The sequence below is a fragment of the Candidatus Schekmanbacteria bacterium genome, from assembly GCA_016219965.1.
Taxonomy (GTDB): Bacteria; Schekmanbacteria; GWA2-38-11; order GWA2-38-11; family J061; genus JACRJM01.
Map to the genome: position 1 here is coordinate 192718 of JACRJM010000007.1, position 21211 is coordinate 213928.

The 21211-nt window shown below is 40.0% G+C and carries 24 protein-coding genes; 7 read left to right on the forward strand and 17 right to left on the reverse strand.

Features of this window, described 5'->3' with window-relative positions:
- The first annotated feature begins 164 nt into the window (after window positions 1–164).
- From HZA77_09350 to HZA77_09360, 3 genes are all read left to right on the forward strand, one after another.
- Entirely contained in the window at window positions 165–737 is a 573-nt protein-coding gene (locus HZA77_09350; protein MBI5375629.1) for a hypothetical protein, read from the forward strand.
- 143 nt (window positions 738–880) lie between these two features.
- The gene (locus HZA77_09355; GenBank protein ID MBI5375630.1) at window positions 881–1963 is read left to right on the forward strand and encodes a hypothetical protein; all 1083 of its coding nucleotides are present in this window, start codon (window positions 881–883) and stop codon (window positions 1961–1963) included.
- A gap of 13 nt (window positions 1964–1976) precedes the next feature.
- Window positions 1977–2201 carry a hypothetical protein gene (locus HZA77_09360; protein MBI5375631.1) on the forward strand — a complete coding sequence of 75 codons (225 nt, stop codon included), beginning with the start codon at window positions 1977–1979 and terminating at the stop codon, window positions 2199–2201.
- 8 nt (window positions 2202–2209) lie between these two features.
- Here the strand turns inward: HZA77_09360 and HZA77_09365 are convergent, their stop codons facing one another.
- From HZA77_09365 to dnaK, 12 genes are all read right to left on the reverse strand, one after another.
- Window positions 2210–2866: a 1-acyl-sn-glycerol-3-phosphate acyltransferase gene (locus tag HZA77_09365; protein ID MBI5375632.1), complete on the reverse strand. Its 657-nt coding sequence runs from the start codon at window positions 2864–2866 to the stop codon at window positions 2210–2212.
- Window positions 2867–2884: 18 nt separating this feature from the next.
- The gene (locus HZA77_09370) at window positions 2885–3319 is read right to left on the reverse strand and encodes a DUF1844 domain-containing protein (GenBank protein MBI5375633.1); all 435 of its coding nucleotides are present in this window, start codon (window positions 3317–3319) and stop codon (window positions 2885–2887) included.
- A gap of 17 nt (window positions 3320–3336) precedes the next feature.
- Window positions 3337–4710 carry a DUF4340 domain-containing protein gene (locus tag HZA77_09375; protein MBI5375634.1) on the reverse strand — a complete coding sequence of 458 codons (1374 nt, stop codon included), beginning with the start codon at window positions 4708–4710 and terminating at the stop codon, window positions 3337–3339.
- On the reverse strand, window positions 4707–6254 hold the full coding sequence (locus tag HZA77_09380) for a GldG family protein (protein MBI5375635.1): 1548 nt from the start codon (window positions 6252–6254) through the stop codon (window positions 4707–4709). Before HZA77_09380 ends, HZA77_09375 begins: the two co-directional genes overlap by 4 nt.
- Before the next feature lie 2 nt (window positions 6255–6256).
- Window positions 6257–7036: an ABC transporter permease subunit gene (locus HZA77_09385; protein MBI5375636.1), complete on the reverse strand. Its 780-nt coding sequence runs from the start codon at window positions 7034–7036 to the stop codon at window positions 6257–6259.
- 2 nt (window positions 7037–7038) lie between these two features.
- The gene (locus tag HZA77_09390; protein ID MBI5375637.1) at window positions 7039–7974 is read right to left on the reverse strand and encodes an ATP-binding cassette domain-containing protein; all 936 of its coding nucleotides are present in this window, start codon (window positions 7972–7974) and stop codon (window positions 7039–7041) included.
- 117 nt (window positions 7975–8091) lie between these two features.
- Window positions 8092–9201 (reverse strand): molecular chaperone DnaJ, encoded by a 1110-nt coding sequence (gene dnaJ / locus HZA77_09395; protein ID MBI5375638.1) that lies wholly within the window; start codon window positions 9199–9201, stop codon window positions 8092–8094.
- Window positions 9202–9224: 23 nt separating this feature from the next.
- Window positions 9225–9839 carry a nucleotide exchange factor GrpE gene (locus tag HZA77_09400; GenBank protein MBI5375639.1) on the reverse strand — a complete coding sequence of 205 codons (615 nt, stop codon included), beginning with the start codon at window positions 9837–9839 and terminating at the stop codon, window positions 9225–9227.
- 70 nt (window positions 9840–9909) lie between these two features.
- Window positions 9910–10464 (reverse strand): nucleotide exchange factor GrpE, encoded by a 555-nt coding sequence (grpE, locus tag HZA77_09405; protein MBI5375640.1) that lies wholly within the window; start codon window positions 10462–10464, stop codon window positions 9910–9912.
- A gap of 12 nt (window positions 10465–10476) precedes the next feature.
- Complete coding sequence (dnaJ, locus tag HZA77_09410) at window positions 10477–11595, reverse strand: molecular chaperone DnaJ (protein ID MBI5375641.1); 1119 nt, start codon at window positions 11593–11595, stop codon at window positions 10477–10479.
- A gap of 57 nt (window positions 11596–11652) precedes the next feature.
- Window positions 11653–12102, reverse strand: coding sequence for an Hsp20/alpha crystallin family protein (locus HZA77_09415; protein ID MBI5375642.1), 450 nt, complete (start codon window positions 12100–12102; stop codon window positions 11653–11655).
- 26 nt (window positions 12103–12128) lie between these two features.
- Complete coding sequence (gene dnaK, locus HZA77_09420; protein ID MBI5375643.1) at window positions 12129–14048, reverse strand: molecular chaperone DnaK; 1920 nt, start codon at window positions 14046–14048, stop codon at window positions 12129–12131.
- 434 nt (window positions 14049–14482) lie between these two features.
- Here dnaK and HZA77_09425 point away from each other — a divergent pair, with 434 nt between their 5' ends.
- Both HZA77_09425 and HZA77_09430 read left to right on the forward strand, forming a co-directional pair.
- Entirely contained in the window at window positions 14483–15151 is a 669-nt protein-coding gene (locus HZA77_09425; protein ID MBI5375644.1) for a DUF169 domain-containing protein, read from the forward strand.
- A gap of 22 nt (window positions 15152–15173) precedes the next feature.
- Window positions 15174–15980 (forward strand): SDR family oxidoreductase, encoded by an 807-nt coding sequence (locus HZA77_09430; GenBank protein MBI5375645.1) that lies wholly within the window; start codon window positions 15174–15176, stop codon window positions 15978–15980.
- Window positions 15981–16271: 291 nt separating this feature from the next.
- On the opposite strand, the gene HZA77_09435 is transcribed toward HZA77_09430, so the two are convergent.
- Window positions 16272–16478, reverse strand: a complete 207-nt coding sequence (locus HZA77_09435) for a type II toxin-antitoxin system RelE/ParE family toxin (GenBank protein MBI5375646.1) — start codon at window positions 16476–16478, stop codon at window positions 16272–16274.
- Between the two features lie 92 nt (window positions 16479–16570).
- On the reverse strand, window positions 16571–16759 hold the full coding sequence (locus HZA77_09440; protein ID MBI5375647.1) for a hypothetical protein: 189 nt from the start codon (window positions 16757–16759) through the stop codon (window positions 16571–16573).
- A 234-nt stretch (window positions 16760–16993) separates the two neighbouring features.
- Here HZA77_09440 and HZA77_09445 point away from each other — a divergent pair, with 234 nt between their 5' ends.
- Window positions 16994–17149, forward strand: coding sequence for a hypothetical protein (locus HZA77_09445; protein MBI5375648.1), 156 nt, complete (start codon window positions 16994–16996; stop codon window positions 17147–17149).
- A gap of 117 nt (window positions 17150–17266) precedes the next feature.
- On the opposite strand, the gene HZA77_09450 is transcribed toward HZA77_09445, so the two are convergent.
- Window positions 17267–17989 (reverse strand): hypothetical protein, encoded by a 723-nt coding sequence (locus tag HZA77_09450; protein ID MBI5375649.1) that lies wholly within the window; start codon window positions 17987–17989, stop codon window positions 17267–17269.
- 167 nt (window positions 17990–18156) lie between these two features.
- Between HZA77_09450 and HZA77_09455 the strand changes: the two genes are divergently transcribed.
- The gene (locus HZA77_09455) at window positions 18157–19383 is read left to right on the forward strand and encodes a metallophosphoesterase (GenBank protein ID MBI5375650.1); all 1227 of its coding nucleotides are present in this window, start codon (window positions 18157–18159) and stop codon (window positions 19381–19383) included.
- A 101-nt stretch (window positions 19384–19484) separates the two neighbouring features.
- On the opposite strand, the gene HZA77_09460 is transcribed toward HZA77_09455, so the two are convergent.
- Complete coding sequence (locus HZA77_09460) at window positions 19485–20399, reverse strand: 4Fe-4S binding protein (GenBank protein MBI5375651.1); 915 nt, start codon at window positions 20397–20399, stop codon at window positions 19485–19487.
- A gap of 116 nt (window positions 20400–20515) precedes the next feature.
- Window positions 20516–21172 (reverse strand): MBL fold metallo-hydrolase, encoded by a 657-nt coding sequence (locus tag HZA77_09465; protein ID MBI5375652.1) that lies wholly within the window; start codon window positions 21170–21172, stop codon window positions 20516–20518.
- Window positions 21173–21211 lie beyond the last annotated feature (39 nt).

Consider the following 21211-nt stretch of genomic DNA (forward strand, 5'->3'; position numbering starts at 1 on the left):
TCTTGGGATTTTTCCTTATGATTCAAAGTGCGTGATATTATAGAAATGACCTTAAAAGTCAAGGAATAACACAGTGTTGGGCATAATCTTTATTTTATCCAATATTGCTCGTTTATTGCACCTTCAGGCATAATGTTTTATCTGCTTCAGGCGATAAAAAGCATATGAAAAACCTGAAAAAAAGTGCATTAACGCTTCTTCTTATTTCAGCATTCTGCACTATACCCCATTACTGCAGCGCTGACACCCAATTATATCTACCAGTTAGATCTGATGAAATTAAACAAAATTGTAAAACATTAGACGGAAAGCTGATAGCATTTGTTGATTTTTTCCAAAGGCTTTCTGAAAACAGAAACATAAACGCAGAAGCAAAAGGGTTTTCAAGCGAAAGATATAGCATTTTTATCGGGAAAATCAACTCAGAGATATCTTGTTACGTTGAAAAAGGCTCGGATATTGAAAAAGCTCTTTCCAATACCAGAGAAAATGAGAAGATCACTGTTAGCGGCGAGTTTAAAAATGTTGGAAAAGGTATTATATTAGTTCACGAAATTGATAAAGGCTGGAAAATAGAGAACTATGATTCATCTCCGCAGTGGAAAACAGAAGGAACTTCGGGCAACAATAACTCAGACTATAAATATTGGTATGAGGGAGGAAAAGTAAAAGTTCCCTATAAATATGACAAAAAGAAATATAAAATATTTCTTCCATACCCCTCACAAAATCAATAAATCTCCTCTAAATTTATTATCTTAACTAAAATTTAACGCTCGGTTTTGTAATACTAAAATAGCTTGACTCTCTTATTATATTATTCTAATTTAAACGGGGTAAACGGTAGGGGGAAAAGAGAATAATAAAAGGGGAAATTTTTATGAGAATAAAAAATATTTTTATTAGTTTGTTAACTTTTTGTGCCTTTATCTTCGTTATAAGCGCGTGCAGTGCGCTGGCAGATTCTGCAACCGATCAAAGCACAGAAAATAAAACTTCTACCGAGTCAGTCCAGCCCACAGATAATACAAATACAAACGAGAGTGCACCTCCCAGTGAAGGAACTCCAGTTAAAGTAACAAAAAAAATCAAGGATAAAGAGACCAGAAAGGCTGACAGGAATAAAGACGGGAAAACCGATTTTTGGGATTACTATGAAAAAGGCGTTAGAATCTGGTATGGAGAAGACAAGGATGCTGATGGGAAACCGGACATATGGACTTATGTAACAAAAGAGGGAGACAAATACATAGTAACAAGAGTTGAAATGGACAGGAATAAGGATGAAAAAGCTGATATATTCTTATACGGCAAAGACGGAGCAGTAGACAAAACTGAATTTGACGACAATTTTGATGGGAAGATCGAGAGAATCCAATATCTGGAAAATACGAAAGTAGTGAAAGAAGAGCTGGATACCAATAACAACGCCAAGATGGATACAACACGTTATTTTACAACAGATGGCAAGGTAACAAAGGTTGAATACGACAATGATGAAAATGGAGCAATGGAGAAGGTCGAGCTTTATGACAATACCGGCAAGCTTACGGAAGTACAGACAGACAAGAACCAGGATGGTAAAATGGATTCCTATGCGTACTTCGAGAATGGAACACTTGTAAGGCGCGATATAGATTCCAATATGGACGGCAAGATAGATTTATGGGAAACATATACAGGTGGAAAGCTTACACAGAGAGTTTTCGCTGAAAGAGGTACAAAAAACAGGTGGGAATATTATCAGAATGGCGTTTGCACAGAGGTTAAGATTGATAAGAATTTTGACGGGAAGATTGACACCTGGCAGGAATTCAGGGATGGCAAGCTTGTAAAAATAATGTTGGACGAAGACAATAACGGAAAAATTGATACATGGCAGGAAATACAGAACAATAAGATCGTAAGCGTTGAACAAGATACAGACGGCGACGGGAAGCCTGATGTAACATCCTATTATTGATACTCCAGCTACTGTGACAAGATTTTTTTACAGCATTGGCAGGACTTTTGAGTTCATAGGAATAATATTCACCAGCATATCAGTTCTGCTCTTCGGCAAAGGTGGATCAATGGCTGCCCCCATGTTTTTTGTAATGTTGGGAGGAGTGTGGTTTGTTGTGGGCTGGCTGATAGTAAAAAACAGTATTGCCAAATTAACACTCCAGGAAAAAGAAAAAAAATCAGACAAGAGTTTTTAAACCAGTATTTATTCCAGGGACATTTCAGGAGCAAGCTTCCTCATTTCATGAATTAGTTTTTCAACCATCTCAGCGTAAAGCTCATTGGAAGGCTCTCTTTTTTTGTATTCTGAAAAATCAACCGGCTTTCCTATGACTATACGAAGATCATTGAAAAATCCGGGAATGACCTTCCCTTTAGGCAAAAACTTCAACATCCCATCTGCGACTAGCGGAACAACAACAGCATTGCTGTCATAAATTATCTTTCCCACCCCTCTCATTCCTTTGCCTATCTTCCCATCCAAGGAACGGGTCCCTTCAGGATGCATGACAACTATATGATTGTGTGAAAGCTCGCATATTTTTTGCATTGCCCTTTCATTATACCTGCCTCTGAAAACAGGAAAGGCTCCATTGGCGCTTATAAATAAACGCATAAAAAAATTTTTAAAAAGCTCTGCTTTAGCAGGGAATAATACTTTGCGAGGAAAAAAAATGTGACCGATAAGCCATGAATCCAATGCTGATACATGATTTGCCATAACCAGCATCCCTTCCCCCCTTGGGAGCAGTTCTTTTCCCCTTACCTTCAGGCGATTTAATACTCTGAACAAAAGGAATGTTACGACAACCATTGGAAGGTAAACTAATATATATAGGATAAAATCCCTGATTTTAGACATGTCGCGTTATTATTTAATTTACAAGCCCTCTTTGAGCTTGGCAACATATTTCATCTTCAGGTCGGCAGCAGCTTCTTCAAGCAACTGAGCCTCCTGTTCAATGAGATTCCCCTGGGTTTTAGCCTTTAACATGTCCATAGTATCAATCATCATCTTAGCTACCGGGAGATTGACTTGCGGATTTTGTATTTCCGGGTTACGGCTGTATCCTAAATAAAAGCTCCCCTGCTCGTACAGGGTAATTATATGCATGGAAAAACTTACTTCGGGCAATGATGGTTCAGGCTCACTATTATCTTTTTCTGCAATAGTTCCACTATCTTTTTTTCTCTCTGCATCCCTTTTCTTGCTGGCCTCTTCCTTCTTTATTTCCTTTTCATCCATGAAAGCGGCGCGCTTGTCCTTTACCTTAAATTGACTCTCCTGCTCCTCTTCTCTGTCATCCTTTCCCATATTACCATCCTGCCATATTAATTGTTTGCTAAAAAATAAAACTCCGGTTCTCTGCCGAGGTAATCCCGAAGGAGAATACTGTCAATCAGCGCCACATCGCTTGAATCTCCATTTTTACAATAAACCAGCAACCCTTCCGTATCATGTTTTCCTATAATGAACCGTCCAAGTTTCTTTTCCTGTACTCCAAAAAGCGTAACCTCTGCCTGAGGATTATTGAAACCATAGAGAGCAAGGTCTGATACTGGTCCTTCAACGAATTTCTTCGCAGATACATTTGTGACTATATTTTCGAGCACTTTTACCTTGAGGATATCCACGTTCATACTTTTTCCTGAAACAGATCCCGTCCATATTCCACTCGGATCTTTTTTGAAGAAAATTTCCCCTCTTTTATTTTTTAACTGCATTGCTTCAATATCAGCAGTGCCGAAAGGCATAATCTTGAGAGGACGCAGATTAATCAGCTTCAATGGAAGCTTTTGAATAAAATTTTCTTCTATAAAAAATATACCGTCACGCATATTAGATACTGCATACATACCTGAACCAATTTTTTCTTTGCTTAACGAAGCCTCAAATACCTTTCCCCCATTATTATAAAAAGCAAGCTTAATTTCAGGAACGTCCAGTCCATATTTTTTCAAATCCTCTTTCGTAGCTTTTTCAAGAACAAATTGTTTTATGACCGCATTGTTCAGCAAACTCATGTATTCATAGATATTCTTATCATCAGCTTTGCATTTGACAGGAGATACTATTTCCCACAAATCTTTATACTTCTTCAGGGAATAGTTCTCTTTTCCTCCAACTGTTATTTCTATCCTGGAAATTTCATCTCCTGGTATTTGCAGGAGGTGTTTCGCACGCATCTCATACGCTGAGTGCATAATAGCCCTTTTAATAGCCGGCGACACCATGAATATATCTTCTTCATTGTTAATTCTTACATAAACAACATCCGTTACAACACTCTGTTCTCCGATCTCTACAGATACAACAGGTTTCAAATCGCTATTGTAAAAAACAAACCCTGATGAAGGTGTCTTAAGGCCGTATACAGAAAGGTCTCCCCCTTCAGGGTTAATCTTTTTTGTCGCTTCTATCTCTAAAACTTTATCCAGTATGCCGGATATTGTTTGTTCGTCAGCTCTATCTTCAAAAGGCTTCTTCAGCAACCACTGGCCATTCCTATCCTTTTCTGCATAGAACTCATCTTTACCGGTATTCATCCTTAAAGCAGAAATATCATCAGGATTATAATTAAATATTACCTTATCCTCTTTCTCAATATTCTCCTTTTCAGCCTTCCGGCTCTTATCAAAATCATAAAAAAAATAAAATACAGCCAAGACGGCTAAAAGCAGGACTATTTTATAAATCGTCTTCATAGTTTTTTTCTTCTAATCCAAATAAAAGTACCCGTCACTAAAATAATGCACGGAAGAGCTATTACTGAAACAATAAAAATTATATTTCCTTCCGTCCTCGTAATACTAACAGAAGAAAATTCCTTATGCTTTGTCTTTATAAAGATCAGTTCTCCTTCATCAGCAAGCCAGTTGACACAATTCATGAAAAGATCCATATTCCCTGAAAGGCCTATATAGGCATTGGAAGCAAAATCAGAGTCGCCAATGGCTATTACACTGTACCCATAATCCTTCCCTGTCATGGTCCCATAGAAAACACCACCTATACATGCTGGGCCCTTTTTATCTTTTGACGGGTCAAAAGACGGTCTAAGACTGCCTCCCTCTTCAATCCAGCTAGAAGACGAAGTATATAGCAATCCTTCAAAGCGGTTTTCAGCTCCACCTTCTTTTCTGCCGGATTCGGCAGGCTGCGAAAAATCAACAGACCTTGCAAGCGGGAAGAATGTCAAAGGCTGGAATCCGGCAGTTGCAGGATGTTTGCCATAACGGTTTACTGCAGAAGTAAAAACATCTCCTCCTATGATTCTGGCTGCATTTTCATCCGCTATGACATCATTTTTAAATATAAGCCCTATATTCTCTGCAAGCTGGAGAACTCTCCCTGAATAGAAAGGATCAATCATGATTAAAAGTTTTCCGCCAGTTCCGAGGAATTTTTTTATCATATCTACTTCCTGTTGAGTGTAATCCATTGTAGGTCCGGCTATAACGAGTATCGTGCAATTATCAGGAACCTTATCACTGGAGTAAAGACTGAAGGGCTCAACTTTGTAGTTTGTTTTCACCAGACTATTCTTTACGATCGAATATCCATCTCTCGTACTGTCAGAGGAGTTTATATTTTTCTCTCCATGGCCGGTAACAAAGTAAATAGACTTATCCAGCTGTCGCGTTACCTTGACAATGGCATTGGTAAATGATTCCTCTGTTATGTTGTTGATCTTTGTTTCAACCCCGGCAGATTCAACAACTATTGTGTTGTACTGGGAAATGCCATAACGCTTTGCTTCAGCCGGTTGTTTATCAGGATCAATCAATCTAAAAGTTATCATCTTTGAACAATAAGAATATTCCTTTAGCAGAGCCTGGAAGCCATTTTTCGATTCTGCTCCTTCCTGGAAGAATCCTGTAATAATCACACTTTTGTTAAGCCCGGTAAGTATTTTTTTTGTCTCGTCTGAGAGGCTGTGTTCACCACTGCGGGTCACATCGATACGGAACCCATTATTAAAACTTAAAAAATTCAAAACTACCAGAATAGCGCCAACAAGGATAATGGATATTATTGAGCCTGTTCCTCTTTTAAACTTCTTGAATCCTTCACCTTTTCTGATGAGCGATATGTTAATCGCTGCCCATACAGCAAACCCTATAAGTCCTGCAAAAACGGCAAGGTCTCTGTAGAAAAAATTTAAAACAAAAAAACGTTCCCACACCTGAGATGCAATAATTACTGCAATACTCAAATAAAAAAGTATGCTTATCTTTCCTTTAAACAATTTTATCTCCACCTCTCGGAATCAAGCGCTTCATATGTCACATAAAGACCAAAAAAAATAAAACTCAGATAGAAAACCACATCCCTTGTATCTAATACTCCCTGCAATGAATCGCCGAGATGTATAAATAGGGAAAAAAACGAAATGACCTCTCCAGCCTTGCCGCCGATATTTTCACCAAGCCATCCCACGAGCCAGAATATCAGGAGCACGCCAAAACTTGTTATAGCGGCAATTATCTGATTCTCAGTCAGACTTGAAGCTACCATTCCGACCGCAATGAATGCAGCCCCCAGAAGAAAGAGCATAAGATAGGATATAAGAACTGGCTTTATATCAGGGTTTCCGAAGCTGAAAAGTATAAGTGGATACTGGATGGTTGTAAGAAGCATTACAGCATAAAAAAATAGACACGAAAAAAACTTTCCAAGCATTATCTGCAGAGTTGTTACAGGCGAAGTCATGAGAAGCTCAAATGTACCGGAACGTTTCTCCTCGGCAAAAAGTCTCATGGAAACTGTCGGCATAAGCAGAAGCAGCAGCATGCTGAGGTTGCTGAAAAGAGGAGTCAATACCCAGTCATTTATGCTTAACTCTGCCGACAGTTCAGGATATTTAATTTTAATCTGTAAGAACTGTATAACCTTCATATTGAACTCAGAAAGGTAATTAAAAAAAACAAAACCATTCATCACTGAAAACACCGCAATCACCACATAGGCAATTGGAGAGGTAAAATAAGATTTTATTTCTTTTTTTACTATGGATGCTGTTACACCCATTTTCAAATCTCCTTCTCGTCAGTAACAAGACCCAGGAATACATCCTCCAGACTTAAAGAAACCTTCTTTATTTCTTTAAGTCCATATCCTTTATTAACACAGGCTATAACCAGATTTTCCCTTATGTCAGATTCTGGGGCAACCTCAATCAGGAAACGCCCTTCTTCGCTGGTGAGGCGGGAAACCAAAACCACACCTTCTATTTTTTCAAGCTCTTTTTCCGCATCCTGAGGGGGAGAGGAAAGAAGCAATTCTATTTTTTCAGATTTTCTCAAATGTTTTGAAATATCTTCATAGCTATCTGTGGCAATAATCTTACCCTTGTTTATAATTATAACCTTGTTGCACGTCATTGTAACCTCGGGAAGAATATGCGTACTCAGTATGACTGTTCTTTCTCCTGCAAGTTCTTTTATAAGCATACGGATATCTGTTATCTGTTTTGGATCAAGCCCGACTGTAGGCTCATCAAGGATAAGAACTTCAGGGTCATGTATGAGAGCCTGGGCAAGGCCAACCCTCTGCCTGAATCCCTTTGAGAGGTTCCCTATAAGCCTTCTTCTTACATCTTTAAGCCCGCATTTCGAAACTACATATTCAATACCATCTTCCAATTTTTTATTCACAAGTCCGCGCAGGCTTCCCGTATACCTGAGGTAAGACTCAACAGTCATATCTCTATAAAGAGGAGGTGTTTCAGGAAGATATCCGATCCTTTTTTTCACCTCCATGGGATCCTTCAAAATATCAAATCCGGCTATAGTGGCAGTTCCCGAAGTAGGCGGAATAAAGCAGGTGAGCATCCTCATGGTAGTGGTTTTCCCTGCACCATTAGGGCCAAGGAACCCCACAATATCTCCCTTCCCTATGGAAAATGAAATATTGTCAACTCCCATGATAGTTCGATAAAACTTAGTAAGTCCTCTTACCTCTATCATCCCGCAACCTTAAAAAAATGTTCTAAGAATATTTTATATCAACAACTGATAGTTTTAATTGAACACCAGATATATCTAAATCAAAAATAAAAACAGCGAAATTTAAACAACTCAAAATCACTTGAACTCTTTCAGTCTGTCAATAAATCCTTTTTTCTGTTTTGTCTCTTTGCTATTTTCAAACTGAGAAAGTTCCCTTATAAGTTCCTCTTCCCTTTTTGAAATGCTGGTGGGAATTTTAACGAATAATTCAATAATCTGATCCCCTTTACCCATTCCTCTTATTACAGGCATCCCTTTACCACGGAGAGTTATCCTGTCGCCATTCTGCGTCCCCTTTGGCACTTTAACAGAAGTTGTACCTTCGAGAGTAGGGGCATTTATTTCCCCCCCCAGCACTGCCTGCGGAAATGAAATCCCTACCCTGCAATAAAGATCATTTTCATAACGTTTAAACAATTCATCTTCCTGAACAAAAATAACCACATAAAGATCTCCGGCCGGTCCTCCGCGCTCTCCTGCTTCTCCTTCCCCTCGCAGTCTAAGCTTAGATCCGGTATCGACACCAGCAGGTATTTTTACGGAAAGTTTCTTTTTGTCCTCAACCTTTCCTCTGCCCGAGCATTTTTGGCAGGGATTTTGTATAATCACTCCCTGTCCCCGGCAGTGCGGACATGTAGTGCTTATGCTGAAAAAACCCTGCGAACGGCTTACCTGCCCTCTTCCGTTGCATGTAGGGCATCTTGCCGGTTTAGTACCGGGTTTGGCTCCTGTCCCATCGCAAGTATGGCATGTCTCAGCTCTTTCTATTTCTATTTCTTTTTCTAACCCAAAAGCTGCTTCATGCAGCGAAATCTGAATATCATATCTAAGATCAGATCCTCTCTGAGGGCCTGTACGACTTCTCGAACCTGATGCTGAAAAACCAAAGAAATCGCCGAATATATCGCCTAAGTTTGAAAAAATATCACCAGCATCTGAAAACCCCTGAAAGCCGGCACCTTTTAAGCCTTCATGTCCGTACATATCATAGGTACGCCTTTTTTCCGGGTCATTCAGAACTTCATATGCTTCTGCTGCTTCCTTGAATTTTTCTTCTGCCTCTTTGTTCTCCGGATTTCTGTCCGGATGATATTGCATTGCAAGTTTCCGGTACGTTTTCTTTATCTCCTCCTGGGAGGCCTCTTTTTTTACGCCAAGTATCTGGTAATAATCATTTTTAACCAAGGCAGGATCCCTTTCTTAATCTTCTATTTCTGTTTCTCAAATTTCCCCACAATAACCTTTGACGGGCGTAAAACCTGATCTTCCAGGATATACCCTTTCTGAGCCTCTTCTATTACTTTTCCGTCAATTTCCTCTTTATCAACATTGGCAGTACTTATTGCATCATGATATTTTGGATCAAAATCCTCTCCAATGCTTTCAATCTCCATTACTCCGCTGTTTTTTAGTTTTTGCTGGAACTGTTTTTTTACCATTTCAATTCCATCAAAAAACGAATCAAAATCTTTTTTCTCTTTTGCTATATTAAGACCGCGTTCCAGGTTGTCTAAAAGCTCAAGCATATCTTCTAAAAATTTTATTTTACCATTTAAAACTCTTCTTTCAATATCCTTTGTAAGCCTGAGCCTGAAATCTTCATTTTCTTTCTGAGACTTTCGCACAAGTTGTGAAAGTTCAATCATCTTCTGTTTGTTTTCGTCAAGCTCTTTTTGAAGGCTTTCAACATATGTGGGAAGTTTTGGAAATGCGGATTCAGTACTCTGAGTTTTATCAGTCTCATCCGAAGTTGACGACCTTTTATCAACAACTTTGACCTTTATTTCATCAGCTTCATCAACTTTATTTTTTCTGCTTTCCACTGAATCACTCCTCATACCGGAAACGTTTCCTTCAATATTGTACACAGTAAATTAAAAGGAGGCACTTACATCAAACATGAACGGAAACTATGACCTTAGATGGTCTCAACAACCTGCTGTTTAGCATATATCCCGCCTGTAGTTCCTCGATAACAGTTCCATCTTCAACATTTTCATTCTTCTCTGTAGCAACCGCTTCATGCATCTCAGGATCAAACTGTTTTCCTACTGTCTCGATCTTCTTAATACCTTCTTTTGCGAGGAAATCAAGCACCTGTTTATAGATTAAATCCAGACCTTCTTTCATTGAACTTCCGGTATCCTCTGTCCCGCTAAGGTGATATAGCGCCTTGCTCATGTTGTCAACAACCCCAAGCATTGGTATAAGCATCTGTATTTTACCTTCTTCAAAAAAAGTCCTTTTTTCCTTTTCAGTCCTTTTTTTATAGTTATCAAATTCAGCACGCATTCTTTGAAGCATATCAAGGTACTGTTCCGATTTTTTTTCGCATTCAGCAATACGAGCTTTTAAATCATCAGCTGATTTATCACCGGTCTCAATATTTTCTTTTTCACATTCATTAGAGTCTTCTTCATCAACTGATATTTCAATTCTCTTATTCATTAATATTTCTCCCTAAATAATACTATCTCTGGGGTTAAATCTTGTGTGCTCTGAAAATTCCTTAAGAATGTCCTTTGACTTCTCATCAAGGTTCTGAGGAATAACAATCTTAACTTCCACGAACTGGTCCCCTCTTTGTCCGCTTTTGAGGCTTGGTACACCTTTCCCGGAAAGTCTGAATTTCTGCCCGCTTTGCGTGCTTTGAGGTATTTTCATCTCCGCCTTGCCGTCCACTGTGGGAACGGTAATCTTAGCACCAAGCGCAGCCTCAGACACGGTTATGGGGACAATACAGTAAATGTTATCCCCTTTTCTTTCAAAAAATTTATGAGGCCTTACTTTTGTAATAATATAAATATCACCATTGGGGCCGCCCATAAGCCCGGGTTCACCTTTTCCTGTAAGCCTGATTTTGGAACCATTGTCAACGCCAGGGGGTATCTTCACTGATATTCTTTCAGTCTTTTGAACCATTCCGGTTCCTGAACAATGATGGCACATAGCAGTATTATATTTACCGACCCCTCCGCATCGTCTACAGGTCTGGGTGACCGTAAACAAACCTCTGCCTGTCCTTATCTTTCCGCTCCCTCCGCATTCAGAACAAACTGATGGAGAAGTTCCGGGTTGGGCACCTGAACCCCCGCAATCCGAACACCTGTCATTTTTCCTTATCTCCAGAGTAGTGGTAAGTCCCCTGATGGTATCTTCAAAACTTATTTCCATTGGATATTGGATATCATTTCCCCTTACAGGGCCTCTTCCTCTTTGCTGCTCAGGGCGTGTACCGCCAAACATCTCGGAAAAAATATCTGAAACAAAACCTTCACCAAAATCAAAATCCATGGGATTTACATTCCCCGGGCCACCTCTCCCCTGCCTCGCAGAAAAAGGATCAAAACCGCCGCCAAAAGCCTGATGACCCAGCATGTCGTACTTTTTCTTTTTTTCAGGGTCATTCAGCACCTCATAGGCCTCAGAAATCTCTTTAAACTTATCCTCTGAAGCTTTACTTCCGGGATTAACATCAGGATGGTGTTTTCTCGCAAGCTTCCTGTATGCTTTCTTTATGTCACTGTTTGAAGCACCCTTTTTGACCCCCAAAACTTCATAGTAATCTTTTTTTGCCATTATTAATTTTCTGCTAAATGAAAAAATTTGCGGGGGCTTTTTTACCCCCGCATTCTTTTATTTGGAACTGATTTCAATTTTTTTCTCTTGTGCTTCTTTTTTCTTGGACATTGTTATTTTCAGAACTCCATCTTTGAAATTTGCAGTCACATTTTCCTGGTCAACCCTTGAAGGGATGCTGAAGGCTCTGGAAAATGCCCCATATGCCCTTTCCATGCGATAATAATTTTCTTTCTTAGCTTCCTTTTCAAGCTTCCTCTCACCTTTCAATGTAAGCACATTGTCCTCAAGCTTTATCTCTATATCTTTTTCTTCCACTTCCGGAAGCTCAGCCTTCAATACAACACTTTCATCAGTTTCATAAATATCAACAGATGGACTCCAAAGTCCGTCAAGATCATGCTCTTTCGTTAAATCAGACTTTGAGAAAACATCATCAAAAAGTTTATTCATTCTGTCCCTTATTGTAACCATATCCCTGAAGGGATCCCATCTTACAATCGCCATGTTTTAGCACCTCCTTCTATCTAACTTTAGTTCTTGTCCTCAAATTCAGCGTCAACCACATCATCTCCCTGCGAAGCTCCTGTTCCCTGCGAAGCAGATTCAGATCCTTCTGCGGAGCTCCCAGAACCTTCCGGTGAAGCTGAAGACTGCTGAGCCTGCTGATACATAAACTCAGCAAGTTTATGCGCTGACTTCGTAATGTTTTCTATGGCTTTCTTCATTGTGTCAACATCCTCTGTCGCAAGAGCATCTTTTCCTTCCTTTAGCGCTGCTTCAATATTTGAAACATCACTGGCAGGCACCTTGCTCTTGTTTTCATTCAATGTCTTCTCAGTGGAATATACAAGGGAATCAAGCTGATTCCTCACATCTACCTGTTCCCTCTTTTTCTTATCATCAGAAGCGTGGATATCAGCATCCTTTACCATCTTCTCAATCTCATCTTTAGAGAGTCCAGACGAGGAGGTAACTGTTATTTTCTGCTCCTTATTGGTTGCTCGATCTTTCGCTGTTACGTGGATAATACCATTTGCATCTATATCAAAAGTAACCTCGATCTGCGGTACACCGCGCGGGGCGGCAGGTATTCCTACAAGCTGGAACTTGCCAAGCGTTCTGTTGTCACGGGCCATTTCTCTTTCTCCCTGGAGGACGTGTATCTCAACACTTGTCTGGTTGTCAGCAGCAGTAGAAAAGACTTCTGACTTTCTTGTTGGAATCGTCGTATTCCTTTCTATAAGCCTTGTCAGTACTCCGCCGAGAGTTTCAATTCCAAGCGAAAGAGGAGTTACATCAAGTAGAAGAACATCCTTTACGTCTCCTGCAAGAACACCACCCTGTATGGCAGCACCTATTGCCACTACCTCATCAGGATTAACCCCTTTATGAGGCTCTTTGCCGAAAAAGTTTTTAACAAGTTCCTGTACTTTTGGTATTCTGGTTGAACCTCCGACAAGAACGACTTCATCTATCTTCTCAGGGGGAATACCTGCATCATCAAGAGCTCTTCTGCATGGACCGAGGGTCCTCTTTAGCAGGTCATCTACCATTTTTTCAAATTCAGATCTTGAAAGCTTGATATTAAGGTGCTTTGGCCCTGATGCATCTGCTGTAATAAATGGAAGATTTATTTCACTTTCTGAAACGCCGGAAAGCTCAATCTTTGCCTTTTCACCAGCTTCCTTGAGCCTCTGCATTGCCATTGGGTCACGGCTTAAATCTATACCCTGGTCTTTCTTAAACTCCGCAACAAGCCATTCAATAATCCTCTGATCTAAATCATCGCCTCCCAGGTGTGTGTCGCCATTGGTAGATTTAACTTCTACTACTCCGTCCCCAACCTCCAGAACCGATATATCAAAAGTGCCGCCGCCGAAGTCAAATACAGCTATTGTTTCATCCTTTTTCTTATCAAGACCATATGCAAGCGCAGCAGCAGTAGGTTCGTTTATAATCCTCTTTACATCGAGACCTGCAATGATTCCTGCATCTTTGGTTGCCTGCCTCTGACTGTCATTAAAATACGCAGGTACCGTGATAACTGCCTCTGTGACCTTTTGTCCCAGATAATCTTCTGCTGCGGATTTAAGCTTTTGAAGAATCATGGCAGATATTTCAGGCGGGGAATAAAGCTTTCCGCTTATATTCACCTTTACCTCGCCGCCGGTATCTTCAACCTTGTAAGGAATATTTTTTATCTCGCTCGGCACTTCCCCATATCTTCTTCCCATGAACCTTTTTATGGAATAAACCGTATTGGTAGGATTAGTAACAGCTTGTCTCTTTGCTATCTGCCCTACAAGTCTCTCTGCATCCTTTGCAAAACCAACCACAGAAGGAGTAGTTCTGCTCCCCTCAGCATTGGGAATAACAGTAACATCGCCGCCTTCCATTACAGCCACAACTGAGTTTGTTGTACCAAGATCTATACCAACTATCTTTCCCATTTTATTAACCTCCGGTTTTTATGATTGCATTTTTCTAACCTCAATATAGAATGTGAGTGTTGTACTGTCAAGTATTTTTAATAAAAATTTATCATATTTATAATTGTAATTCCCATTGCATTATACATAACTTTTTGAAATATAATAATATATAATGTGATTTGGCCAAAGAAAGAAATACTGCTCAAGATAAGTTAGATATAAATTGACGAGGAGATAGATTTGAAGAAAAGGTCAGAAACATTAAAGCAGATAAGCACCATTACTAATTCGTAAAAAAACAACATTTCGTGATTAAAACAAAAAGATATAACATCTAAAGAATAAAAACCTTTCCTCTTGAAAATTTTTCTGAAAGCTAATAAGACAGGTTTGAACGTTTTTAGAATTTTTTCAGAAAATCAACAATCTTACTTTCGTAGGAGAACATAGTTATGAGTCTTAACAAGGAACTTAATGATCAGTTAATGGCAAAAGAAAACTATGAGCGTAAAATTCTGGCATTTAAAATTTATGATGATATTCCCCAGGGGATAGAATTCTACGGCAATGACATGAGCATGCTATGCGCTATTGCGGCCGAGGCATGGGAAAAACCCAGCCCATTTTATGTTACCAAGGAAAACTGCGTATGCGGCGGTTCTTTATATGCCGGGATAGGCTCAAGAAAAGTTTCAAAGGAAGAGCGGGAAGTGGGCATGAGCGTTCTTTTCGGAGAAGGAGCACCTTATGGCTCAAAAGCGGTTTTCAGGAAGGTCGGCCAACAAATTCCAAAACATCATAAACATCACAAATACCTTGTAATTGGCGGACTTGACAAGGTAGAAAATCCTGACATTGTCCACATAACAGGGAATGCAAACCAGATTTACAAGCTTACAAAATCCTACACTTGGGAGACAGGCGAACTTGTACACGGACTTTCAGGAACATCATGGTGCGCCCAGTCGCTTCCCGGCTCATACAGGGACCAGAAGATCACCTTCACCCTCGGCGACCATGGAGGAAGGAGCCTCATGGGTGTTAAAGATTATGAACTATTCTGCACTATCCCATACAAGCTGCTTCCAATGGTTGTAAAAAACCTAGACAAAGCATTATAGCCCTGTGAGGAGGAAAACTTATATGGATACAAGATGCAGAAGATTAGCTGGGAAAAATGCCATTGTGATCGGAGGGGGAAGCGGAATCGGCAGAGCAGGTGCCATAAGGATGGCTCAGGAAGGGGCGAACATAATCATCGCCGACATCGTAAAAGAAAGAGTTGATAAAACAGTACCTGAAATAGAAAAACTCGGGAGAAAATCTCTTGGCTTTGTCGTTGATGCGGCAAAGCTCAATGAACTTGACGAGCTTGCAAAAAAATCAATCGATGCATTCAGACAGATTGACATACTTGTTTACAGCGCAGGTGTAGGAGATAAAAACGATCCAATACTTGAAGTATCATTGGAAAAATGGGAATGGATCTTTGCCGTAAACCTGAAGGGGCTTCTTTATATTACACAAAAGATTGCAGCCCATATGATTGAAAAGGAGCTAAAAGGAAAAATCATAACATTTTCTTCAACAATGGCAAAAACACCGCAGGGTGGAGGCGGCGGAGCATACGTTGCGTCAAAAGCAGGCGTAATTGGTCTTACAAAAGCACTTGCCTGTGAGCTTGGAATCTATAACATAAATGTGAACTGCATATGCCCCGGACTTATTGACACACCAATATGGCACACCGGAGACAGGGCAGCCGATATGCCGCCGGGGAGCATGGTGAAGATGGTTGCAGAACAGGCGATTATTAACGGGCAGCTAAAAATCCAGCGGGTAGGGGCGCCTGAAGACCTTGCCGGTGGGATTGCATTTCTGGCATCAAGTGATTCGGATTATGTGACGGGACAGGCTTTCAACTTATGCGGAGGCCTCGAATTCCACTGATGGGAATGTAAGATTTGGCCTTATACTTTGGCATCCGCCAGCTTACAAATACTCACATACCAAAAAGTATGCTCCGTTTTGTTCGCTGACAGCTTTCGCGTCTAAGTCTCAAATCTTACATTCCCAAGTAAATAGCTTTATTAAGTACACTCCGCTTTACTCAACGTCCGCTTTCGCGTCTTCCACGCAAATATTCCACTCAAGTAAAAATGGTTTACCTATTCACAAACACTATGCTCCGCGTTTCTCACCGGTCATTGCCTCGTCTTCCATCCAAATCTTGCACCCCAATTATTTTTCTCTATCTTCCTTTTCCCAAAGCTTTTTCAAGTCCCGCCTCCCATGGATTATTCCCAATATCTCAATTCGTAGCCGGGAAATTTTATATACTAAGCGGTAATCTTGAACAAAAAGTTCGCGAATTTTTGAATTGCTGATTTCGGGAACTACACGTCCTCTTTCTGCAAATTCATTGAGAGTTTTACTCGCAAAAATAATTTCCTGAACAAAACCTGCTGCATAAAAGACTGAATCTTTTTATATAAATTCTGCAATATCGCTTAAATCAGTAACCGCTTCCTGCGACCAAATTACTTTGCGAGCCATTTTGCCATCTTCTTCTCAACTTCTTCCTGCGTATAAAACCGACCTTCTTCTATATCTTTCAATCCACGCTCAATTTTTTGAAGGACATATAGATGATACTGTATATCTTCCAGTGTGCTGTTTTCCGGTAAGCTACTAAGAAGATTTCTTACTTCCTGTTTTGCTTTCCCCATAACAATCCCTTTTAGCTAAAATATTTTTATATTTGTTCAATGTTGAAAAAAACCAAACTACTTTCATAGTATTTAGGTCCAACTGTTTAGATAGTATCTTATTTGATTCCAATTTGAAAACATTTTTTCACACAAGATGAGAACAAGCGTTGATGGATTATAATATTATGGCGTGATATTGATGTTGCCATAGTTTCGCCTGATTTTTCAGGAACGCCATTTTATGACAGAGGAATGTTTATACCATATCAGTTAAATACTGATTTCAGAATCGAAGTGCATCTTTTCAGACCGGAAGATTTTACCAACGACAACTTCTTTGGCAAAGAAATTATAAGATGCGAAATTGAAGGGGTAAAAAAATATTATTTTGAGGAATGCAAGATTTGAGTGGAAGACGAGGCAGTGACTGGTGAGAAACGCGGAGCATACTCAGTTGTATGTGAGCAGTTGCGAACCAGGCACTAACGAAGTATTACCTCAAATATTGCATTCCCTCCGCGAAACTTAGAACAGGGCTTCTAAGGAAAGCTCCGCCATCTCTTCCCCCACAGCCTTTACCACCATAATCCCGCCCGGATCCTTCTCCCTGAAGTTAATCCTGATCGCTTCCCTGCGTTCAATGAGACGCTTCATGTAATTTTTATCTTTCGGCTCTGCTTTCTTCCAGAGATCAACGAATATCTTGAAATAATCCATTGTCAGTTCCATTATCTTGTTCTGCGAATCCTTTGTGCTTGGCGCAATATTCCCTGTAATGCAGTAAGGAGAGCTCAATGCCCTGAACCAGTTAGTGCTCATGCCGCTAAGTCCGGGAAAGTATGTTCTTGTTCCCTTGTCATAGGCATCTTCGAGAGGGTCAAGATTCTTCTCCATGTAAGGGATATCAACAATGCAGTCTGCCGTTGGATAAAGATCAATAATGAAAAAGCTCCCCTTCTTGTTTTCCGCCCAATAAGAAGAAAAAACAGGAAGATCATGTTCATCATCAGGCCAGATCATCATGGCATAGGACATAAGCATTTCTTTAAAGCTCTGAAAACCGACTACAATCTTTTGAAGTTTGGGAGCCTTGTAAAGATACTTGTAGCTTTTAAAGCCCTCTCCATTTAAATCCCAGAGGGGCTTTATGTCCTTACCATTGTAAGACTCCATTCTCGTTCCGCCGAAAACCTTGACGGCATCTTCCATCACCTCCATGTATGGAGGAAAACTATATTCTTCAGACATTTTTATCTCCCAGATTTAAAAGTTTTATAATCACAGAACAAAACATTTATTTGTTCGATACATTAAGTAATTCAATTTTCAAAGTTTCATTCTTTTGTCAATCTAAAATTAGTCTGACAATCTTCAGGCTGTTGCTTTTTGAAGTTAAAGTTTGTATATAAACTGCCATGCGAAACACGAGTTTACTTTATCTTGTACTTTCTCTTTTATTGTTCTCGACTATCATTGTAACAACACAGTGGTATCTCGGCAAAAGGACGCTTAGATGGGTTGGGAGGCTTGACCTTCCAGATAAGAAGAAAAGACTTTTAAAGGGACTAACAATCTGCGCCCTGGTTTTTCTTAATATGCCTTTGGTTTACACCTTTATCGCAGGCGTTCCGAAGAACCCGGTTCCCCCGCTAATCATGTATCCCATAGTTTATCCATATGCTATATGGGGAAGCTCTTATGTGTTTATCTTAATAATCCTGAAGCTAAAAGATCTCATCTCTTTTGCTTTGAGAAAAACAAAAACTCTTGCAGGCAGAAGTTCCTCACAACCAGCGGAAAATGAAATTTATACTGACCCTTCACGGAGAAATTTTTTAAGCATTGCAGGGAAAAGTATAGTGGCTGCACCTGTTGCTCTTTCATGTTACGGAGTATTTATAGGCAAACAAAATTATATAACACGGGAAGTGAATATCAATATCCCCGGTTTACCGATGGAACTTCAAAGACTAAAAATAGTCCAGATAAGCGATATCCATTGCGGCATATTCATGGGCGAAGCTGAAATCAGGAAATGGATAAACATCCTGGAATCTCTTAAGCCTGACATACTTCTTGTAACTGGAGATTTTGTAGGCACTTCCAATGACTCGGTCGAATATTGCGCCGCAGGACTAAAATATCTCCGCTCTATGATGCCTATATACGCATGCCTCGGAAATCACGATTATTACGGCAATGAAAAAGATTTAATCGGCGCTATCAGCAATAGTGGTGTAAACATACTCCGAAACAGCTCTGATACAATTGCATTTAAGGGTGCAGACTTAAATATTTGCGGTGTAGAGGACATGATGAATTCAGATCCTGATCTTGCAATCGCAGTAAAAAAGATTGATGACACTAAAGCCACAATCCTTATGTCCCATAATCCAAACTATTTCAAAGAAGCAAAAAAACATGGAATAGACCTCACCATATCAGGGCATACGCATGGAGGACAGGTAGATATAAATCTTGCAGGCCTTTACTTAAGCCCGGCTCAGCTCATAACCAAATATGTAAAAGGGCATTTCATAGAAAACGGATGCAACCTTTATGTTAATGCAGGAATCGGCACTATAGGATTTCCTCTCCGTCTCAATGTCCCGCCTGAAATAACAGTTTTCAAGCTCATTTAATTAATTTTACCTTTGAATCATCAAATAAAAAAGCTGCGGCAATAACGTCCAAAGTACATACTGCCGCAGCTTAAAGTAAATTTAACCTTTTATTTTAAAAACTAATTTGCTGATTTGAAAATCTTCTCGAAAATTGGCGCAATGCCTGTTCTCGTGAGGATTGAAGTAATGCTCTCTTCTCCGATTGCCTTTTCTTTTATAAACTGTATTGATTTTTCAAGCGCGCTGAAAAGCTCCGCCTCAGTTGCCACACGATATATCTCGTATCCTACCTTGTGGTGGCGTCCAAATGCGCCTCCCACAGTCAATGCATATCCTCTTTTTTCTACACCGAGAGTCCCTGTGGGGCATACTTTAACGCAGGCTTCGCATATCTTGCACTTGCCGTAATCTATCTTAGGTTTCCCGTTTATCAGAAGAACAGCATTATCAGGGCATCTGTTCACGCAGGCATAACACTGGGAACATTCAACATCTGTGACTATCGGAATAGCTGTACCATGAATCCCAAATTCCTTGTGTGCCGTACCTGTGCATGAGTTGGGGCAGGCAGAAATGGAAAATGATATTCTGTTATGAGGGAGTATCCTCTCGTCATCATGAAGCATGTCAGCCACCATTTCTGAAACCTTCAATTCCTGGAGCCTTTTCTTCAATTTAGCGGCTAACTGCCTTACCTCGGCAATCTGTGATGTACAGCGGAAGTACTGAGCATGGCAAAGATCGATATCGAACATATCTATTTCCTTTGCCAGGATGTCGCGTGCTTCCTTTTCCATCTTCTCCATTAAATCTGCTTCGCCTTCTTTAATCCTCTTATCCCATTCTTTGAGCCTTGATTCTTCAGAAACAACGCCAAAATAAACTCTTTTTGTTGCCTCAATCTCCTTCATTGTTACTTTGCTGCTTTTGTTAAAGCGTGCTTTCTTTTCAGCAAACACCTTTGCCATTGCCTTCGCCATGTCTGACAAGGGCATTTTTATAAATGCCTGTTCCGCCTCTGGTTCCCACTGCATATTGCAATCCTCCAAAAATTGTTAAAGTTGATAAAAAAATAGTCATTTTAAATAAAAATGCAAAGGGTTTTTTTTAGTTTGGCGCAAATGTAAAAGTTATGAACAGAGGAAAATTATTAAAGAGCATGGTCAAGGAGCATAATCATGGGCCTCTTAGGAAGTGTTCCCTTTGTTATGGTTATCTCGCTTGTTGCCATGAGAGATATGTTTCTTTTCCGATCTACAAACTCATCAATGCGGGCAAGAGGGAAGCCGCACTTATCGGTCTTGTAATGCATAGGGATTGTAATCCGGGGCAAAATTGATTGGATCACCTTGTCAGCTTCCTGGGAGTCGATCGTAAAAATACCGCCAATCGGTATTAGAAGAACATCAACAGGCTTTATCTTTCCTGCCAGTTCTTCATCTATTTCATGTCCAAGGTCTCCAAGATGGCACACCGTAACATCATCAACCGTCATCTTGAATATGATAATTTTCCCGCGCTCAGCTCCGCCCTGTTTGTCATGGTGTGCTTCAATTCCCTCAATATTTATCCCATTAACAGAAAACTTGTCTGCACTGTCAATAAGCTTGAATTCTCCAGGGACTCCTTCCGAATGGCCGTGGTCTCTATGGTTATGAGAGCAAAGCACAGCATCAGCGGTATCGTTTATCGGATGATATCCAATCGCTCCGTCGTAACCTCCGGCTTCGTAAGGATCAGTTATTATCTTTGTTCCGTTGTCACCGGTTATAAGAAATGATGAATGTCCATACCATTTTATTTTCAATCCATTCCTCCTTCAGATAAATCTGGCTGATAAATCCAT

Excerpts from the sequence above, each read along its gene's own strand:
- HZA77_09350 (MBI5375629.1), top strand. The coding sequence starts at position 165 with ATGAAAAACCTGAAAAAAAGTGCATTAACGCTTCTTCTTATTTCAGCA.
- HZA77_09355 (MBI5375630.1), top strand. The coding sequence starts at position 881 with ATGAGAATAAAAAATATTTTTATTAGTTTGTTAACTTTTTGTGCCTTT.
- HZA77_09365 (MBI5375632.1), bottom strand. The coding sequence starts at position 2,866 with ATGTCTAAAATCAGGGATTTTATCCTATATATATTAGTTTACCTTCCA.
- HZA77_09370 (MBI5375633.1), bottom strand. The coding sequence starts at position 3,319 with ATGGGAAAGGATGACAGAGAAGAGGAGCAGGAGAGTCAATTTAAGGTA.
- HZA77_09375 (MBI5375634.1), bottom strand. The coding sequence starts at position 4,710 with ATGAAGACGATTTATAAAATAGTCCTGCTTTTAGCCGTCTTGGCTGTA.
- HZA77_09385 (MBI5375636.1), bottom strand. The coding sequence starts at position 7,036 with ATGGGTGTAACAGCATCCATAGTAAAAAAAGAAATAAAATCTTATTTT.
- HZA77_09390 (MBI5375637.1), bottom strand. The coding sequence starts at position 7,974 with ATGATAGAGGTAAGAGGACTTACTAAGTTTTATCGAACTATCATGGGA.
- grpE (MBI5375640.1), bottom strand. The coding sequence starts at position 10,464 with ATGAATAAGAGAATTGAAATATCAGTTGATGAAGAAGACTCTAATGAA.
- dnaJ (MBI5375641.1), bottom strand. The coding sequence starts at position 11,595 with ATGGCAAAAAAAGATTACTATGAAGTTTTGGGGGTCAAAAAGGGTGCT.
- HZA77_09415 (MBI5375642.1), bottom strand. The coding sequence starts at position 12,102 with ATGGCGATTGTAAGATGGGATCCCTTCAGGGATATGGTTACAATAAGG.
- dnaK (MBI5375643.1), bottom strand. The coding sequence starts at position 14,048 with ATGGGAAAGATAGTTGGTATAGATCTTGGTACAACAAACTCAGTTGTG.
- HZA77_09425 (MBI5375644.1), top strand. The coding sequence starts at position 14,483 with ATGAGTCTTAACAAGGAACTTAATGATCAGTTAATGGCAAAAGAAAAC.
- HZA77_09430 (MBI5375645.1), top strand. The coding sequence starts at position 15,174 with ATGGATACAAGATGCAGAAGATTAGCTGGGAAAAATGCCATTGTGATC.
- HZA77_09440 (MBI5375647.1), bottom strand. The coding sequence starts at position 16,759 with ATGGGGAAAGCAAAACAGGAAGTAAGAAATCTTCTTAGTAGCTTACCG.
- HZA77_09445 (MBI5375648.1), top strand. The coding sequence starts at position 16,994 with ATGTTTATACCATATCAGTTAAATACTGATTTCAGAATCGAAGTGCAT.
- HZA77_09450 (MBI5375649.1), bottom strand. The coding sequence starts at position 17,989 with ATGTCTGAAGAATATAGTTTTCCTCCATACATGGAGGTGATGGAAGAT.
- HZA77_09455 (MBI5375650.1), top strand. The coding sequence starts at position 18,157 with ATGCGAAACACGAGTTTACTTTATCTTGTACTTTCTCTTTTATTGTTC.
- HZA77_09460 (MBI5375651.1), bottom strand. The coding sequence starts at position 20,399 with ATGCAGTGGGAACCAGAGGCGGAACAGGCATTTATAAAAATGCCCTTG.